This window comes from Nitrosomonas europaea, assembly GCF_900167395.1.
GTDB classification, from domain to species: domain Bacteria; phylum Pseudomonadota; class Gammaproteobacteria; order Burkholderiales; family Nitrosomonadaceae; genus Nitrosomonas; species Nitrosomonas europaea.
Genome location: NZ_FUWK01000012.1, coordinates 38,176 through 56,145 on the forward strand (window position 1 = coordinate 38,176; position 17,970 = coordinate 56,145).

The 17,970-nt window shown below is 50.3% G+C and carries 16 protein-coding genes and 1 pseudogene; 8 read left to right on the plus strand and 9 right to left on the minus strand.

The window, feature by feature from the left end:
* Positions 1-86: 86 nt before the first annotated feature.
* Genes B5D58_RS05670 through B5D58_RS05680 form a run of 3 tightly spaced genes read right to left on the minus strand, consistent with a single transcriptional unit; the run spans position 87 to position 2,467 of the window.
* Complete coding sequence (locus B5D58_RS05670) at positions 87-704, minus strand: ABC-type transport auxiliary lipoprotein family protein (RefSeq protein ID WP_011112488.1); 618 nt, start codon at positions 702-704, stop codon at positions 87-89.
* Positions 704-1,609, minus strand: coding sequence for an MlaD family protein (locus B5D58_RS05675; protein ID WP_011112487.1), 906 nt, complete (start codon positions 1,607-1,609; stop codon positions 704-706). The genes B5D58_RS05670 and B5D58_RS05675 overlap by 1 nt, the downstream gene beginning before the upstream one ends.
* A gap of 30 nt (positions 1,610-1,639) precedes the next feature.
* Positions 1,640-2,467: an inositol monophosphatase family protein gene (locus B5D58_RS05680; protein ID WP_011112486.1), complete on the minus strand. Its 828-nt coding sequence runs from the start codon at positions 2,465-2,467 to the stop codon at positions 1,640-1,642.
* A 44-nt stretch (positions 2,468-2,511) separates the two neighbouring features.
* Here B5D58_RS05680 and B5D58_RS05685 point away from each other — a divergent pair, with 44 nt between their 5' ends.
* Positions 2,512-3,252: an RNA methyltransferase gene (locus tag B5D58_RS05685; protein ID WP_011112485.1), complete on the plus strand. Its 741-nt coding sequence runs from the start codon at positions 2,512-2,514 to the stop codon at positions 3,250-3,252.
* A gap of 85 nt (positions 3,253-3,337) precedes the next feature.
* Here the strand turns inward: B5D58_RS05685 and B5D58_RS05690 are convergent, their stop codons facing one another.
* Positions 3,338-3,952, minus strand: coding sequence for a glutathione S-transferase (locus tag B5D58_RS05690; protein ID WP_011112484.1), 615 nt, complete (start codon positions 3,950-3,952; stop codon positions 3,338-3,340).
* A 126-nt stretch (positions 3,953-4,078) separates the two neighbouring features.
* Between B5D58_RS05690 and purB the strand changes: the two genes are divergently transcribed.
* The 4 genes from purB to dnaJ all read left to right on the plus strand — a co-directional run bounded on the left by purB (position 4,079) and on the right by dnaJ (position 9,487).
* Positions 4,079-5,455, plus strand: coding sequence for an adenylosuccinate lyase (gene purB, locus B5D58_RS05695; protein WP_011112483.1), 1,377 nt, complete (start codon positions 4,079-4,081; stop codon positions 5,453-5,455).
* Positions 5,456-5,590: 135 nt separating this feature from the next.
* Complete coding sequence (grpE, locus tag B5D58_RS05700) at positions 5,591-6,178, plus strand: nucleotide exchange factor GrpE (protein ID WP_011112482.1); 588 nt, start codon at positions 5,591-5,593, stop codon at positions 6,176-6,178.
* A 61-nt stretch (positions 6,179-6,239) separates the two neighbouring features.
* The gene (dnaK, locus tag B5D58_RS05705; protein ID WP_011112481.1) at positions 6,240-8,174 is read left to right on the plus strand and encodes a molecular chaperone DnaK; all 1,935 of its coding nucleotides are present in this window, start codon (positions 6,240-6,242) and stop codon (positions 8,172-8,174) included.
* Positions 8,175-8,377: 203 nt separating this feature from the next.
* Positions 8,378-9,487 (plus strand): molecular chaperone DnaJ, encoded by a 1,110-nt coding sequence (gene dnaJ, locus B5D58_RS05710; RefSeq protein WP_011112480.1) that lies wholly within the window; start codon positions 8,378-8,380, stop codon positions 9,485-9,487.
* A gap of 142 nt (positions 9,488-9,629) precedes the next feature.
* On the opposite strand, the gene B5D58_RS05715 is transcribed toward dnaJ, so the two are convergent.
* The 5 genes from B5D58_RS05715 to B5D58_RS05735 all read right to left on the minus strand — a co-directional run bounded on the left by B5D58_RS05715 (position 9,630) and on the right by B5D58_RS05735 (position 16,700).
* On the minus strand, positions 9,630-12,902 hold the full coding sequence (locus B5D58_RS05715) for a mechanosensitive ion channel domain-containing protein (RefSeq protein WP_011112479.1): 3,273 nt from the start codon (positions 12,900-12,902) through the stop codon (positions 9,630-9,632).
* 344 nt (positions 12,903-13,246) lie between these two features.
* Positions 13,247-13,813: a TetR/AcrR family transcriptional regulator gene (locus B5D58_RS05720; RefSeq protein ID WP_041357255.1), complete on the minus strand. Its 567-nt coding sequence runs from the start codon at positions 13,811-13,813 to the stop codon at positions 13,247-13,249.
* 99 nt (positions 13,814-13,912) lie between these two features.
* Positions 13,913-15,097: a flavin-containing monooxygenase gene (locus tag B5D58_RS05725; protein ID WP_011112477.1), complete on the minus strand. Its 1,185-nt coding sequence runs from the start codon at positions 15,095-15,097 to the stop codon at positions 13,913-13,915.
* Positions 15,098-15,159: 62 nt separating this feature from the next.
* The gene (locus tag B5D58_RS05730) at positions 15,160-15,702 is read right to left on the minus strand and encodes an OsmC family protein (RefSeq protein WP_011112476.1); all 543 of its coding nucleotides are present in this window, start codon (positions 15,700-15,702) and stop codon (positions 15,160-15,162) included.
* A 344-nt stretch (positions 15,703-16,046) separates the two neighbouring features.
* The gene (locus tag B5D58_RS05735; RefSeq protein ID WP_011112475.1) at positions 16,047-16,700 is read right to left on the minus strand and encodes a GrpB family protein; all 654 of its coding nucleotides are present in this window, start codon (positions 16,698-16,700) and stop codon (positions 16,047-16,049) included.
* Between the two features lie 208 nt (positions 16,701-16,908).
* Between B5D58_RS05735 and B5D58_RS14550 the strand changes: the two genes are divergently transcribed.
* The 3 genes and pseudogenes from B5D58_RS14550 to B5D58_RS05750 all read left to right on the plus strand — a co-directional run.
* On the plus strand, positions 16,909-17,145 hold the full coding sequence (locus B5D58_RS14550) for a phage integrase N-terminal SAM-like domain-containing protein (RefSeq protein ID WP_050731268.1): 237 nt from the start codon (positions 16,909-16,911) through the stop codon (positions 17,143-17,145).
* A 268-nt stretch (positions 17,146-17,413) separates the two neighbouring features.
* Complete coding sequence (locus tag B5D58_RS14555; protein WP_425595638.1) at positions 17,414-17,548, plus strand: tyrosine-type recombinase/integrase; 135 nt, start codon at positions 17,414-17,416, stop codon at positions 17,546-17,548.
* A 157-nt stretch (positions 17,549-17,705) separates the two neighbouring features.
* Positions 17,706-17,970, plus strand: a pseudogene (locus B5D58_RS05750) (IS481 family transposase); the annotation flags it as partial.

Here is a 17,970-nt window from a genome sequence, read left to right on the forward strand (position 1 = left end):
TGGCTGGGGATATAAACGGGAAACCGGCGGGTTTTATGAAAGGTCGAGTAAATATCAGGTCAGCGATCATGATGCCGGAAATATCATCATGAGTGAATGCTGAATAGCCACTGTACCAGCTCATCCAGCAAGTTGTCACTCACCAGTATGAAAGCAGCAACGGCGCCTGCTGCATCAGCAGTCTGCGCTGGCCGTTCTCCCGTGAAACTCCGTTGTGCAACCGGTAAGCGTGTGTTGGGTTCGTATAAAGAGGCTCTCAACCGGATGATGATCCGGCTGTCATTTTGTGCATGGAAGATCTGAGTGAATTCGCCCAGTTCGATTTTTAACAGGTAGTGTGCGGGTACATGGCTTTCTTTGTTTTTATCGTCTTTCTGCGAGTCGATGGCATGGCTTGCAAAATACTGTCTGAAGCGTTCGGTTAACAGTTTTGCTGGTGGTGCCGCCCAGCGGCTGCCGGCATAAGCATAGATGCGGGCAGGATCATGATAGGCAAGCCGGTAATGGATTGATTGAGTATCCAGCCAGACGGGTGCAGTGACATCCATTACCTGGATGATCGCTTGTGAGAGCCGGGATGAGTCGGTAACCGTTACGGACGTCGCCGGGCCAAGATCGTAAATCGAGACGGGTGCCAGTGTTTTGGGTGTCAATGTACACCCCGTCAGTAGAACGGCTAAAAACACGGCAGAAAATTTTGTCATCATTTTCCCGGTTGAGGCGGCGAAAATCCTGGTTCACCCGGGCCAGGCAAGGCAGGCGGCTTGCCAAATACCAGGCTCTGTGGATGATCTTCCAGCAGATTCAGCAATTGATCCAGTTTGTGAGCACTTTGTGTAATGGCCACGCCTGTTTCGTTCAGGCTGGTGAGGGTGCGGGTCATTTCCAGAGAACCCTGAGTCAGGTTATCTACCAGCCCCTGCTGCTGATTGAGTTTTTGCAGAACCTGGCTGGTATTTTCCATGACCTGACGGGTTTGTTTGAATGTCGAAGTGAGTTCGCTGCTCAACTGCGGTAATGTTTGTAATCCTTTCTGAAGCTGCCCGGTCAATGTGTCGTAGTGCTGGACGGCCTGTTCCAGGTGGCTCAGAATACTGCTTATATGCGTCTGATTCTGTTCATTTAACAGATTGCTTATCTGTCTGATGGCCATATTCGAATTTTTCAGGATCTCTTCCAGAGAATCGGAGAGTGTCTTGATAAGTGAGGATCTGAGCGGGATGCGCGCCTCATTTTGCAGAGGTTTGGTTTCTGCGTCGGCTACATCATCATTCAGTTCGATATAAGTCAATCCGGTAATACCCTGGCTTGCCAGTTGCGCATAGATATCTCCCGGAAGAACTACATTATGATTGACGGCGATACGTACAATGATATTGCGAATATTCTCCCTGTCGAAGTAAATTTCCTCAACTTTCCCGACATTGACACCGCGGTAACGGACTGATGCTTCCGGGTTCAGCCCGGATACCGCGCCACCCGCAGAAACCAGAAAATAATGGTTATAGCTGACGCTGTCGCGACTGAACCATTTGACTGCCATGACTGTTGCTACTCCCAGCAGGAGTATGAACAGACCGGCAGCTAATGCGTGTGCTCGATTCTCCATCAGATTTTCAGGGGTAGTTCGACTGCGAAACTATTCGACCGGCTCGCGATTTTCAGCGATGAGTCGTTCGGTCAGATGCGGGGCAATGATCTGCAACAGCTGGGTAAAGATTTTGGGATTACCCGCAACAATCTGTCCACTTTGCATATAGCTCCCGTTACCTTCAAAATCGCCAACCATACCACCCGCTTCCAGAATGAGCAGGCAGCCGGCGGCGATATCCCATGGCGCCAGCCCGGTTTCCCAGAAACCATCGTAACGTCCTGCTGCAACATAGGCGAGATCCAGTGCCGCAGAGCCTGGACGGCGTATACCCGCTGTTTTGGGAATCATGTCCCTGAATATGGCCAGGTAGGCTTCCATATGAGTAAAGTCCCGGAACGGAAATCCAGTACCGATCAGGCATTCCCCCAGTTGTACGCGCTTGCTGACACGAATGCGATGATCATTTAGAAACGCACCACTGCCGCGTGTGGCGGTAAACAACTCATCTTTCACCGGGTCGTAGACGACCGCTTGTGTCAGAATTCCCCGGTGCAGCAGTGCAATCGAGACACTGTATTTGGGAAATCCATGTAAAAAATTGGTAGTACCGTCCAGCGGGTCGATGATCCACTGATATTCCGGTTTACGGGTATTTCCTCTGGAGCCGCTTTCTTCTGCTAGAATCGAGTGGTCTGGGTATGCGTCCAGCAGGATTTTGATAATGGCATCTTCGGCAGCTTTATCCACCTCGCTCACAAAATCACTGTGCGCTTTACGTGAGATAGTCAATCGTTCCAGATCCATCGAAGCGCGGTTGATGATACTGCCGGCACGGCGGGCAGCCTTGACCGCAATAGTAAGCATGGGATGCATGGCAAAAACTTGAGAAACAATGACTGGAAAGCCGCTATTCTAATATGAATCCAGCCTCACCGCTCGATAATGTCCGGATCGTGCTCAGCCATACCAGCCATCCGGGTAATATTGGTGCAACTGCCCGGGCGATGAAAACCATGGGCCTAAGTCGGCTCTATCTCGTCAATCCGAAATCTTTTCCTGACAGTGAAGCGGATGCCAGGGCTTCCAATGCACGCGATATCCTTGAATCCGCGTGTGTATGCACCAGCCTGGAGGAAGCGATGGGTGATACTTTCCTGGCTGCTGCGCTGACGGCACGTTCGCGAGATCTGTCGCATCCAACCCGCAATGCCAGACAGGCCGCCGGTGAACTGATCCGGTATGCACATCATCACCCGGTGGCGTTGCTGTTCGGCCGGGAAAGTGCCGGACTCACCTCTGCAGAAATCAGTCATTGCCAGTTGACTGTACAGATTCCGGCCAATTCTGCCTATTCCTCGCTCAATCTGGCGGCTGCGGTACAGATTATGGCTTATGAGCTGCGCATGGTTCTTGAAGAAGGGGTGGTTGCAGATGAACCTGATCCGCAGTTGCCTGAACCGGCCAGTCTGCAGGAAATCGAGGGTTTACACCACCATCTGGAGCAGGTCATGGTTCAAAGTGGATTTCTTGATCCGACTCAACCAAAACGTCTGATGCGCCGGATGCGCCGCCTGTTTGCGCGCACCCGGCTGGAAAAGGAAGAAGTGAATATTCTGCGAGGCTTGCTGACTGCAGTCAACCCGCATAAGCCGACCTGAAGGCTAGTTCATCCTGTTGCAGCGGAGGAAGATGCGGAATGCCCGGATGACCTCAACCTGAAGCATTCCTCTCTGTTTCAATTGGTTAGTTGGGTGCAATAGTCGTTTTGAACGACTGGCGTTCTGCCAGCTTGTCTGCCAGACGGACGAGATTGGGATAAGTATCGCGCCATTTGACTGCAGGGAAGCGGGCATCCAGATAACCGAATGCGCAGCCCAACGCAATATCAGCCAGCGTCATGGATTCACCTTCACACCATGGTTTGTCACCCAGTTCGGCGGCTACAGCTTGTAATCCCTGATCGATCTTTTTCTGTTGGCGTTCGATCCATTCCTGACTTTGCTGTGATTCCGGCCGCTTCCGTTCAAGATAAATGGCCACACAGGCATCGATAATGCCGTCTGCGAGTGCCTCCCAGCGTTTGACGCGGAGTCGCTGTGGTCCGGCTGTTGGGATTAGACGGCCTGACTCGGGGCCATTCAGATCATCCAGATATTCAACGATTACGCGAGAATCAAACAAAATGTATCCATCATCCATGATCAGAGCGGGCACTTTACCCAGAGGATTGACCTGTGCGACCCGGGTATCGGGGCTGAATGGCGGGTCATTGGTAAATTCATGGTCGATGCTTTTTTCACCCAGCACGATGCGCACCTTGCGCACATACGGGCTGGTCAGTGATCCAATGAGTTTCATTATGCTGTCCTTTTTGTTTTTGAAATATTGACTGTGCGATTCTATCCCAGCCGGGGAGCGATAGCGAGCTGTGTTAGAATGCGCGCTCCCGATTGATGAAGAATGCCTGAATTTAAACAATAATTTATGGAAATCTCGACACTTCTTGCACTTTCTCCGCTGGATGGGCGGTATCAGCAGAAGGTGGCAGCCTTGCGACCCTTTTTCAGTGAATATGCATTGATTCGCAACCGGATTCATGTGGAAATTGAATGGTTCAAGGCATTGGGCAATACTCCGGCCTTGACAGGGGCGTCCTCTTTATCTACCGGCGCTGTCGTGCAACTGGATCAGCTCGTGGAGAATTTTTCCGTAACGGATGCAGAAGCCGTCAAATCGATCGAGACGCGAACCAATCATGACGTGAAGGCTGTGGAATACTGGTTGAAGGAAAAACTGACCGGAGATCAGGAGACGGCGGCAATTTCTGAATTCGTGCATTTTGCCTGTACATCCGAGGATATCAATAATCTTTCACATGGCCTGATGCTCAAACACAGTCGGGACCAGGTCATGCTCCCCGCGCTCGATGAAGTCATCAAAAGGCTTGCTGTCCTGGCCAGAGATCTGGCGGATCTCCCGATGCTTGCTCGTACCCATGGGCAGGCAGCCACCCCCACGACCATGGGTAAGGAAATGGCCAATTTTGTTTATCGGTTACGCGGGGCGCGCGAGCGGCTTGCAGCCGTGGTCATTACCGGAAAAATCAATGGAGCAGTGGGTAACTACAATGCGCACATGATTGCTTTTCCTGATTTCGACTGGGAATCTTTTGCGCGATCTTTCGTCGAGAAGCTCGGCCTGAGTTTCAATCCATATACCACCCAGATCGAACCGCATGACACCATGGCAGAGCTGTTCGATGCCCATGTCCGTATCAATACGATTCTTCTCGACCTGAACCGCGATATCTGGGGCTATGTTTCGCTCGGTTACTTCAGGCAGAAAACCAGAGCTGATGAAGTCGGTTCTTCCACCATGCCACATAAAGTGAATCCAATCGATTTTGAAAATTCGGAAGGGAATCTCGGTATTGCCAATGCGCTGCTCAAACATTTGAGTGAAAAACTTCCTGTCTCACGCTGGCAGCGCGATCTCACCGATTCGACCGTGTTGCGCAATATGGGTGTGGCGCTTGGTCATACTCTGCTGGCTTATGATTCATGTCTCAAAGGGCTCGGAAAGCTGCAGGCGGATCCGGCACGTCTGTCGGAGGATTTGCAGAATGCCTGGGAAGTCCTGGCCGAACCGATTCAGACAGTAATGCGCCGTTATGGGGTAGCCAATCCCTACGAACAGCTCAAGGCATTGACGCGCGGAAAAACAGGAATCGACCGTACGACACTTCAACAATTCATCGAGCAACTCGATATTCCTGCTGCCGAGAGAGATCGCCTGCTGCAACTTACACCCTGGGGTTATATCGGCCTGGCAGCGCACCTGGCAAGGGATATCGGAGACTGACCTCGGTATCGCATCATTTCTGCCACTCATTTGCACCCATTGGGTTTGAGTACGACTCAAATATCTTTTTTCGGATCAGGGGTTGAAAAAGAAATATCGGCCCCAATATCACCGGCACCGTAACAGGAGGAATCTATGCAGGAGCCACACGATCAAGAACCTATCGAGAAACAGAAACTGCCGGGAATGGATGATGTGCTGGAAACAGAGCATTCCGGTACAGTGGCAGGGAATACAGAGCGTGCGGGAGAAGATGCCGCACCCAGTCTTGAGCAGCAACTGAAAGAAGCAGAAATCAGGGCAGCCGAGCATCACGATGCCTGGTTGCGCGCCAAAGCGGAAACCGAAAATATCCGCAAACGGGCGCAGACAGATATTGCCAGCGCACACAAGTATGCTATCGATAATTTTTCTGTCCAGTTACTGGCTGTGATGGATAGTCTGGACGCCGCACTGGCAACGGAGAATTCCACCCTTGAAAATCTGCGGGACGGTGTGGAGCTGACACGCAAGCAGCTTGCGGCAGTTTTTGAGAAATTCAATATCCACACCATTGATCCGCAAGGAGAAAAATTCGATCCACATCAGCACGAGGCCATGTGTGCAGTTGAATCGGATTTTGCACCTAACACAGTCATACAAGTCATGCAAAAAGGTTATATGTTGCACGATCGGGTAATTCGTCCCGCTATGGTGACTGTTTCAAAGGCCAAGGGTACTTGAGATTTTCAGGAGAGCCCCCATTTACGCTACAGGATAAATTTCAATTCATAAAGGACATACTATGGCAAAAATAATTGGCATCGACCTTGGGACTACCAACTCATGCGTTGCCGTCATGGAAGGCAACAAACCCAAGGTCATTGAAAATGCTGAAGGTGCAAGGACGACGCCGTCGATTGTCGCCTATGCGGAAGACAATGAAATTCTGGTAGGGGCATCGGCCAAGCGTCAGGCAGTCACCAATCCGGAAAATACCCTGTTTGCGATCAAACGGTTGATTGGCCGTCGTTTCGATGAAGAAGTGGTGCAAAAGGATATCAGTGTAACGCCCTACAAAATCGTGCGTGCCGATAACAACGATGCATGGATAGAAGCACGCGGAAGGAAAATCGCACCGCCGGAGGTTTCTGCACAGGTGCTGATAAAAATGAAAAAAACGGCTGAAGATTATCTGGGTGAGCCGGTTACAGAAGCCGTCATCACCGTTCCAGCGTATTTCAACGATTCTCAGCGTCAGGCTACCAAGGATGCAGGCCGTATCGCAGGGCTGGAAGTCAAACGTATCATCAATGAACCAACTGCTGCCGCACTTGCATTCGGTTTAGATAAGAAGGAAGGTGATCGCAAAATTGCGGTATACGATCTGGGCGGAGGTACGTTTGATATTTCGATCATCGAAATCGCAGAAGTCGAAGGCGAACACCAGTTCGAAGTGCTGGCAACCAATGGTGACACTTTCCTCGGCGGTGAGGATTTCGACTCCAGAGTGATCGAATATCTGGTGGATGAATTCAGGAAAGAGAGTGGTATCGATCTGAAAAAAGATATGCTGGCATTGCAACGGCTCAAAGATGCAGCGGAAAAAGCCAAAATCGAGCTGTCATCCAGCCAACAGACCGAAGTGAATCTACCCTATATCACGGCAGATGCATCAGGCCCAAAACACCTGGCTGTCAAGATCACCCGTGCCAAGCTGGAGAGTCTGGTCGAAGAACTGATCGAGCGTACTGCAGGCCCTTGCCGGACTGCGCTTAAAGATGCGGGTTTGTCGGTTTCTGACATCAATGACGTCATTCTGGTCGGTGGACAGACCCGTATGCCGAAAGTCCAGGAGAAGGTCAAGGAAATCTTCGGCAAAGAGCCGCGCAAAGATGTCAATCCTGACGAGGCAGTTGCCATCGGTGCTGCGATCCAGGGCGGGGTGCTGAAAGGAGATGTCAAGGATGTGCTGCTGCTGGATGTGACTCCACTGTCGTTGGGAATCGAAACACTGGGTGGCGTCATGACCAAGTTGATCCAGAAGAACACCACCATTCCGACCAAGGCGCAGCAGGTGTTCTCGACAGCGGACGATAACCAGACAGCGGTGACCATTCACGTATTGCAGGGTGAGCGGGAAGTGGCCTCCGGCAATAAAAGTCTAGGCCAGTTCAACCTGACCGATATTCCGTCAGCACCCCGCGGAATGCCTCAGATCGAGGTGATTTTCGATATCGATGCCAACGGTATTCTGCATGTTTCAGCTAAAGACAAGGCAACCGGCAAGGAAAACAAGATCAAGATCCAGGCAAGCTCCGGGCTGTCTGAAGATGAAATCCAGAAAATGGTAAAAGATGCCGAAGCGCATGCGGAAGAAGACAAAAAAGCACTGGATCTGGTCAACAGTCGTAACCAGTGTGACGCCATGATTCATTCAGTCAGAAAATCACTGGCTGAATACGGTGACAAACTGGAAGGGGATGAAAAATCCAGAATCGAGGCAGCGTTGAAAGAGGCCGAGGAAGCACTCAAATCCGGCGATAAACAGACGATCGATGCCAAAACCCAGGCGTTGACCGAAGCTTCGCATAAACTGGCTGAGAAGATGTACGCCCAGGAGCAGGCGCAGGCTGGTCAGCAGGCAGGTGCCGGGACTGCATCCGATCAGTCTCAGGATAAGCCGGTTGAAGGCGAAGTCGTCGATGCCGAATTCGAGGAAGTCAAAGATAAAAAATGATTCCCCGGATCGCAGGTCTGGTTGCGGCATAAGCTGACCACCCTGCCGAAAGAAAAATAAACGCAGAGGAAAAGGGGAGAAAAGTTCTTCTCTTTGCCTCTGCGTTATACGTTTAACACTGTAAATTTGGCCAGAGTGGGCCGGGTAACCCGGACAACGAATGCCAGAAGTATCCGGGTAATTTCTACCAGCGGGAATTTTTTATGAGTCAGAGTGATTATTATGAAGTGCTCGGTGTAGGCCGGGATGCGGATGAGAACGAGCTGAAAAAGGCATACCGGAAACTGGCGATGAAATATCATCCCGACCGGAACGCCGGTGATACCAAGGCGGAGGAACGATTCAAGAACATCAAAGAAGCTTATGAAATCCTGTCCGATCCGAATAAACGGGCTGCCTACGATCAGTTTGGCCACGCTGGTTTGAATGGCGGGATGGGCGGGGCGGGTGCACAGGGATTCAGTGATGCCTTCAGCGATATTTTCAGCGATCTTTTCGGAATGCGTGGAGGAGGACGCTCCAGTGTTCATCGCGGAGCCGATCTGCGCTATAACCTGGAAATTACACTGGAACAGGCAGCCCGTGGTGCCGAAACCCAGATTCGTATCCCCAGGCAGGAAGTGTGTGATACCTGTCATGGCAGTGGTGCAAAACCTGGTACTTCTCCTAAAACCTGTCCTACTTGTAATGGGCATGGTCAGATTCGCATGCAACAAGGCTTTTTCTCGATTCAGCAGACCTGTTCACATTGTCAGGGTAGCGGTAAGGTCGTCTCAGACCCTTGCGGGGATTGTCATGGGGCGGGATGGGTCAAACGCCAGAAAACACTGTCAGTCAGGATTCCTGCTGGTGTGGATGAAGGCGACAGCATCCGGCTGACAGGAGAAGGTGAAGCAGGAGCAAATGGCGGGCAGGCTGGCGATCTGTATATCGTCATTCATCTTGCCAGCCATCCGGTCTTTCAGAGGGAAGGCAATCATTTACATTGCGAAATACCGATCAGTTTTACAGTAGCCGCTTTGGGTGGAGAAATCGAAGTACCTACGCTCGATGGTCATGCCCGCATCAAGGTGCCGGCCGGAACCCAGACCGGAAAAATTTTCCGTTTGCGCAGCAAGGGAATAACCGGTGTACGCAACCAATCCACGGGTGATCTGCTTTGTCATGTTGCGGTGGAAACACCAGTCGATTTGACGGCGCGTCAGAAAGAGCTGCTGGAGGAATTCGAATCGATCAGCCAGAAAGATGGTTCACGTCACCATCCGCGTGCAAAATCCTGGATGGAAAAGGCACGTGAATTTTTCGCTGAATGACAGAGATATCTGTTTTATGGGGTGTATTGTGATTTCTGCCCGGCGTTGCTCCGGGATATTGGAGTACAACGATAGCAAGAGCCGGTATTTCCGATTTTCATTGTGATGGCCGGGCAGAACTTGTTTACCTGTGTCAATAGGTTTATGGTGATACAAGGTCGATTCCTTCCTCTGCAAAACGACGGTTGATTTCCAGATGCAGTTGATGGGTGAGTTTTACCCTGTCCGAGATCTGGCCAACGAAAACCCGTAGTTCGAAGTTCAAAGCATTACTGCCAAATTCCAGAAATAGCGCTGCGGGTTCCGGGTCACGCAAAACCATGGGATTATTTTTTGCAATTTCCAGCAATAGCGCACTGACCTTGTTACTATCTGAGCCGCGAGCAATACGTACAGGGATGATCAGGCGGGTAATCTGATCGCTCAATGTCCAGTTGGTCAACTGCTGGGTGATGAATATCTTGTTGGGTACCACGATTTCCTTGCGGTCACTGTCGATCAGCGTGGTGGCACGAATATGGATTTTACTGACAGTGCCGCTGGTATTGTTCAGCGTAATCATGTCACCGATTCTGATAGGGCGCTCGAACAGCAGAATCAGGCCGGATACGAAATTGGCGAACACTTCCTGCAGACCGAATCCCAGCCCGACACTCAGCGCCGCTACCAGCCATTGTATATTTGACCATTCCATTCCCAGCTTCTGTAGCGTCACCATGATGCCGATGATCACAATCGAGTATTTGAGCAGCGTGGTAATGGCATAACCCGTGCCGGGATTGAGCGACAAATGTCGCAACACCAGCAGCTCGAGTGTACCAGGCAGATTGTGTGCGGCAATCATGGCCAAACTCAGGACAATGAGCGCAACCAGCAGGGTTTGCAATGTAATGGGCCGCATGATGACCTCACCATCGGTTTCCACTGATGTGCGCCAGATGGTGATTTTCTCCAGAAAACTGAGTGCAGGCAGTACATCGATCCAGATAAAACCAAGTCCGGTGATCAGCAATGCCCAGATGCTGATTTTTAATACAGTAGCCGACTGTTTGCTGATGGTTTTGACGTCGATATAGTTGTCATCCAGCAGATCAGCCTCACTTTTGCCTGTCGTGATACGCTGAGCCAGTATCTCTTCCCGTTTCTCGACTGCGCGCTCAAATGCGATTCTGCGCTGGATGATCAGCAGGCTGCGAAAGCTGATAAAAAAGGTCAGCGCACAGAATATGATCCAGCTTATCGACTGGAATACGAGCAGATACTGATAAATGGCAGCAAAATAGTAGCCAATGGCTGCCATGATGATCATGCCGATCTGTAACATAAACAGGAGCGTCATCCAGAATCGGGGATTGAGCATCAGATAGAATGATTCCCCCTGATAAAGTGCTTTGCCAGAACGCGTGACTGCCATCCAGCCGAAAGCGAACACTGCGAGTACCAGGCATAACAGGATGAAAGTCAGCCGGCCAAAGCCGTTACGAACGAGATCATCATCCAGTGCATCGGTGAAGGCGATGATGATGCACAACAACGTTACGACAGGCGCAAAGCGTTTGATGTCCTGGTACATTTTGCTGACCAGTTTCTCAGAACACTTGAACTGCCCGATCAGCAGCCCTTCCGGATGAAACAGCAACAATATGAACGACCAGATAAAGGCGGCAATTGCTGCTACATGCAGGCTTACCGAGAATGCATGGTTGATTTCGGTATTGGTGCCGTAGCGCAGAATCACCGATGACAACTGGAAAGGCAGGTAAATACATCCTGATATCAGCAGTGTGGCCAGCAGCATGCCCATAGGGTATAACAGTCTGTCCTGATTGACCTTGCCCAGTAAACTGTTTCCGGTCCGGGTCCAGATGCGATAAACGGGCCAGTATGTATACCGGAAGATAATGAATATCAACCCAAATACCGCATAAACGATCAGGATATTTTTCCAGGCCGCATTGATTGCTTTTCCGGTCGCCGTCTGTGTTTTACGCGAGGTTAACCAGGTGATGGCATCCTGGATGTCCTGCACGACATCCAGAGAAATGGGTTCTGCGCTGCGCGTTACCAGCAGGTTCTCTTTCAGCAGCAATTTGTGCTGACTGATTTTTTCGATAAGCTGCTGCTGGATGGCGAGATGGAGTTGCAGTTCCTTGGTATAGCCATGCAGCACCTGGGTGAACTGATCGATCATCTGCTCGCGAGATTGTTTCAGTTCATGGAACGCATTCATGATCTGCTGATAAGCAGAAGTGTCATTTGCCGGTATTTCCTCCCCATTCATGATCTGCTTGAAATAGCCGGTCTCGTTCAGCATTTGCAACTTTTCCTGTTCGAGGCGGAACAGATCCAGTCTGGCGCTGCTCAAGTCTTTTTCGGTTTGTGCTATGGCTGGCTCGACCATGATTTCCTTGAACTGCTTTCTGACTTCTGTTCCCAGCGCAGTATCTTCTCCCTTGAGTTCGAGCCGTTGCTGCAGTGCGGCATAGCTTTGTGTAATGAGAGCAAGGCGCTTTTCACTGCCGGTTTTCTGGTTGATCAACCGGGTTGAAAGTTCGGCATAGTTGCTTAGTTTCTTGGCCAGTGACTGATTGTCTTGGGCATATTTCTCCAGCCCCGGATATTGCCATGCTTTCTCAACCAGTAATTGCTGGGATTTTTCGACTACCTGTTCGGTTTCAGCACGCTTTTGCCGGTTGATTTCTTCGGCGAGTAACTCGGTTTCCTGTTCCAGCGCCTGAATTTTGGGTTGTAGAGAGAGTTTTTCCTGGAGTGTGGTGATTTCTATGGCATTGGGCAGTACCAGTGCTTCCAGTTCCAGCATGCGCGTTTTGTCAGTCAGTGCCTGTAATTGTGCTTCCTGGTAGTTCTCCAGCGCAGCAAGTATTTTTTTGTCCGTCGTTTTGCGGGTTTCGGGAGAATTTTCCGTCAGTTCTGCTCGCAAAGTATTGATGGATGCCAGTTCTTCCCGTACGGTGACTGCACGTTGCCGCAGTTTGGAGATCTCGGTCGTCAGTTTCTGCTGCTGATTCTGCAGATCCGAGAGAGTGGCCTGGGTGGTGACATAACGTCGTTCCAGTTCTTCCGGAGATAATTTGGTCAGTTTTTCCGGATCAACTGTAGTAATAGTAGGAGGGGCGCTTTTTTTCAGACTTTCCAGTTGTTTAGGATATTTTTCCAACTGCTGGGAATAATTTGCTGTTTTCTTCAGGTATTCCTGGTGGTCGAGCAATACCTGCTGGTGATCATTGAAAATTTCCCGCAGACGCTTTTTCTGGGGTGTTTCTTCACCTTTGTTCAGCGATTCGAGTTTGGCCTGAATCGCCTGGAGTTCCTCATCCAGCTCGCTGGCATGACTCGATCCCATGCTCATCACGACCAGTACAGTGAAAACAATGATGCGAATCAATCCGTTCATGTAATAGTTGGGCTTATGTGTCAGGTTTGTGACAAAAATTCATCAGACTGATTTCTTCTGATCAGTTGCTGAAGTTTAGGTTCTTTTGCTGCAGGAGAGTAATTTCAAGCCCCATGTTTTTTGACAGGGCATTCCGGGTTGCGGATTCCGATGATACCAACTTATGGCCAAACAGTATCTGGAAGGGCAGGAATCCTATTTCCGGGTATTGCCGGATAACACATCAGAATCAGCCGGTGTCTTGCTCGGCAATACTGGCCGGAGCTATGGAGGCTGGAATTTAACAGTCAACTGCTCGATTCGAAGGTAGATATATGACCTGATATTTGACCAGGAGTACAAATTTATTGAGCGTTGCGCAGAATATCCCCCGCAGCCAGTTTGCCTATATGGGCAATTTCACTGTTGGCGGTAACCATGGCTGTTACAATCGTGCCATCGATCAGCAGGTTCAGTTTTTCCGTGACCATTTCAGGATTCTGTGCACCACTTGCTGCTACCATTGCCTGAAGCTTGGCAGTGATTTTCTCTCTGTGGCTGTTGGCGACTTCCTGTATCCAGCCATTGCTCTTTTCATGTTCGGCGACGGCATTGATGAATACACAGCCGTAAAAATTTTTACTGTCGAACCAGTCACGCATTAAATCGAACAGTGCCAGAATACGCTCGGTTGGTGAGCATTCCATTTGTGGGAGATCACAGTCGAACCAGCGAAACCATATATTTGCCTCCGCCTCAAATACGGCCTTGAGCAGATTCTCCTTCGAACCGTAGTGGGTATAGAGGCTGCGCCGGGATACACCGGATTCCTCGATGATTCTTGCGATTCCTGTAGCATGAATGCCCACCTGACAGAACAGGCGACGTGCCGTTTGCAGGATTTTTTCCTCAACTGAAATTTTTTCGGCCATGGTTGTCAGCATAATTGGCAAGGCGGGTGTTTACTGCCGGAGCAGTCAATCAGTGCTTTACCGGGCAATGGGGGTAACAGAAAGATTTCCACAGATTCTTTATTTTGCTCTCAGTTGTTTATCAAGTTTTCTGGCAATTCTACCGGCTTCCAGTCGGATTTCACGCAATTGGCCACTGAGCGGATTGATCTGCCCAATGAAATAAAGGCGCGGCGCTCCTTTGAATTCCTGATCACCTGAAATTTTTGATCTGCCTTTCTCATCCGTAATGCCGGGTACCTGGATCAGTTCGGGAAAACCAGTGCGGAATCCGGTTCCCGCGACGATGATATCAGGCTGCAGAGTTGTGGTGGCCTGGTCACCGTTCAGTGCGCTTTCAACCGTGCTGAGTACTTCTACTGTTCCGCCTGATATTTTCTGCACCGGACCGACGATTTTGATGCGGCCGCTGCGGACATCGTCGATAAAAGGACCATAAAGAATCGGTACTACATTATTGATGGCGTACTGTTTCGACATTGATATAGTGGGGGAGGGTAATCCGTAAACGGACAGGTCACCGATCATGGTACGCCGCAAAAAATTGAGCAGACCGTCTACCAGTGCCCTCGGCAGGTATCTCGTCCATACTCCGATCCCAATGAGGGGTATGCCGTAAATACTTTTGGGCAGGATTTGGGGGGGCGTTCTGACGGACATGGTTACTGAATCGGCATATTTCGCCAGTCTGCTGGCAATTTCGGCAGCTGAATTGCCACTGCCGACTACCAGCACATGTTTGCCTGCATAATCCTGGGCGCTCTTGAATTGTGAGGAATGGATGATTGTTCCGGTGAAGGTATTTTTACCTTCCCATTCAGGAATGATCGGGATGCGATTGGCGCCTGCTGCAATGACAACCGCGCGGGATTCAAACTGCCGATTATCGTTGCTCGTGATCAACCAGATATCACGTTCACGGTCATGACTGACTTTTTCAACCTCGATACCAGTTTGTACCGTGAAACCTCCGCGTGCAGGAAAAGTTTCGAGCAGCGATACGACTTCATCACGTGAAGGCCATCCGCCGGCTGACAACGGGAATTTGCTGCCGGGTAAAGCCGAGAAAAAACGGCCCGAATTCAGGCGCAAGCCATCATAATGGTTCCGCCAGACATCTCCTACTGCAGGAGTGCGTTCCAGCACCAGCGGGGTGAATCCTGTCCTGATCAATTCATACGCGGCCGACAGGCCAGCCGGACCGGCACCCACTATTGCCACATCATGGATATCGCTGGTTTTCATCTTTTATCTCCTCACGATTTCAATCAGAAAAGCGTTGCAGGCACGTGGATCGCCGGGTGTATTCATTTCAGCTGGTGACGGATCTCGATATTGACCGGTACCGGGCGCATGATGGTATCCGGTATGGGGGCCATATGCTTCAATTTCTCCAGAAGTGCCGTTACTTGTTCCTGCGGTGCATCGGTCTGTATTTCAACGATCACACTGATATCCTCGAACCCGGGATTGCCAGGCTCTACTGCAAAAGCTGCACGAAAATTAACCCGTCCGGAAACATGCACGTGAAGAGATTCGACATTGATGTGGGCGGCAGATAGTCCACCAATATAAGAAGCAGCCAGGCAGTGGCCGACAGCGGTCAGCAGAAGATCCTGCGGAGTGATTCCCATGCCTTCGCCCCCGTAGTGCACAGGTTCATCGCCGATAATTATCTGTCCATCAGTGACATTTGAGGTAGTGTGATAACCGCTATCCCATACAACCGTTGCCTGATACCGCGGTTTTGCAAGCTCACCGTCGCCTCCATCTCTGATCTGGTTCTGTATTGCAAAGGATTGCTTGATGTTGATTCCATTGACAATCGTTTTGATATCCGGGGCAGCCATTGTTAAATCTCCAGGTAGCATGTTGCAGTCAAAAAGCAGATCAAAAGCAGCAGATCAGAAGTAGACTGTTCGTTCTCTTCTGGCCGGATGATATACCGTGAATAATCGAATGACAAGGCCGAAAAGATTGGTGGGAAGAACTGAACAAAGTCAGCAGAAGCTATAGTAGGCGGCCAGGTGTCGGGCCGCCAAAGGGCCGAGCAACAAAACACAAGGAGCAGACGTGACTGACCTTGATCCAGCCAGTGAAGCTCGGGTGGGCCAGGGATAACCTGGTGCAGGTGTGGTGCCGGGTCAAGTCCAACCAGGGTGCGCCGGGGTGCTGATGGGGGAGCACCCTCAACTCAGCGAAATCGGAACGCCGCGGACACCGCTTCGCTCGTTATGCCGACGACGTGATCATCCTGGGCACGACCCAAAATCTCCCGAACTATGTCCGACTTTGCATCAGCGTAGTTCTGCATGTGCTTCCAAGTGCGCGCTGCTAAAGTGCGCTTCACATTCTCATACCGCTGCCGATCGTCGTCGTGCACCCGAAGCCAGTTACGAAAGGCCAACATACGATCGATTTCTTCACACTCAGCGGAGAATACATGGAGATGCCATTCCATATCGCCTGACTTCAACCGAAAAAAGCGGTGCTCATACCAGCCAGGCTCGCGCGCCTGCAGCACAAATCCCTGTTGTTCAAGCGGTAGAACATAGGACTTTTCGTCCGCTGAATCGGTGACTCCGAGCAGCATATCGATGATCAGCTTGGCGGCAAGACCTGGGACAGACGTCGACCCGACATGCTCGACCAACAATGCCTTTTCCGAGAGGGCTGACCGAATCTTATCTGCAGCCACCGAAAACATTGATGGCCAACGGAGATCGTATTCGGCAAGCTGAATTCGATCGTTCAGCGGTTTGCGCTCACCAATTGTGACTGAGGTGAGATATTCATCGGTCACAGGTTCTGAAGGCGGTGGAATCTGCCATTTCCTCTTGCGATTCATTTTTCGATCTCAGTGCTCAGCTCTCTTCTAGGTTCGCGGGATCGGCTGTGCGTCTAACGTAATATATAAGACATTTTATCTAATAATCTTGAGTTTGATGCCGTATAACTTTGGGATGGGTTAGTTAACATTATGTATTTAATAATAAATAGTGAGTTGAACAAGACAATTTTCACAGGCAGATACGACAATGCAACCAGCATAAAAAATGCTTAATCCGGTACGTGAGAAAGTAAGGTACAAACACTACAGTTTGAGTACAGAAAGAACTTATATTTCATGGATTAAGCACTATATTGTTTTTCATGGCAAACGTCATCCGACTGAAATGGGTTCAATCGAGGTAGAACAATTTTTGTCTTATCTTGCCAATGAACGGTATGTGTCCAGTGCCACGCAAAATCAGGCATTATTGGCTATCCTTTTTTATATCGAGAGGTTTTAGAGCTAAAACTGCCATGGATGGATGGGATGGCTTTGAACGATCAAAAAAAACGCTTGCCTGTGGTATTAAGGAGCCTCTGCACGAATCCTTCATGAGCCACATTGCGGGCAAAATCATGATGATCGCCAGGAGCGCAACGAAGTCGAGCTGAGTGACGTCATCATGTCGATGAGAAACAGGTACAGCGCTATGTCAAGAAAGCAGCATTGCTGGCGAGGATAGCCAGCCAACATCACCTCATACACTGCGTCATTCCTTTGCCACGCATATTTTGCAGGCGGGTTATGATATTCGCACAGTGCGGGAATTGCTGGGGCACAGTGATGTTTCAACGACGATGATTTATACGCATGTTTTGAATAAAGGTGGCAAAGGCGTCATCAGCCCTTTGGATCATTTATGAAGCAAAGTTCATTCGGCTTGGTTTTGCCGGTATTGGTCAGTTAGCGTTTGCCATGGGGGCATCAGGTTCTGGATGATTGGTGAAGTTACCAAATTAGGTGTTTGGTCCCGCATTGTGATGGTGTATTGTATGATTTGCTACCGACACAGGAGGAATTATGGGACAGATATTACACGGGAGCGCCCGCACGACAGCGGCGGTGCGTCGAGCGATACAACATAGTGAAGAGAGCCTGAATGTGCTGGCCAGGCGCTACGCCATCAATCCCAAGACGGTGGCGAAATGGAAGAAGCGCAACTTTACGCACGATGCCAGGATGGGTCCGAAAGAGCCGCGTTCCACGGTTCTGACACCAGAGCAGGAAGCCGCTTGCGTAGCCTTCCGCAAACATACGCTGCTGCCGTTGGATGACTGCCTTTACG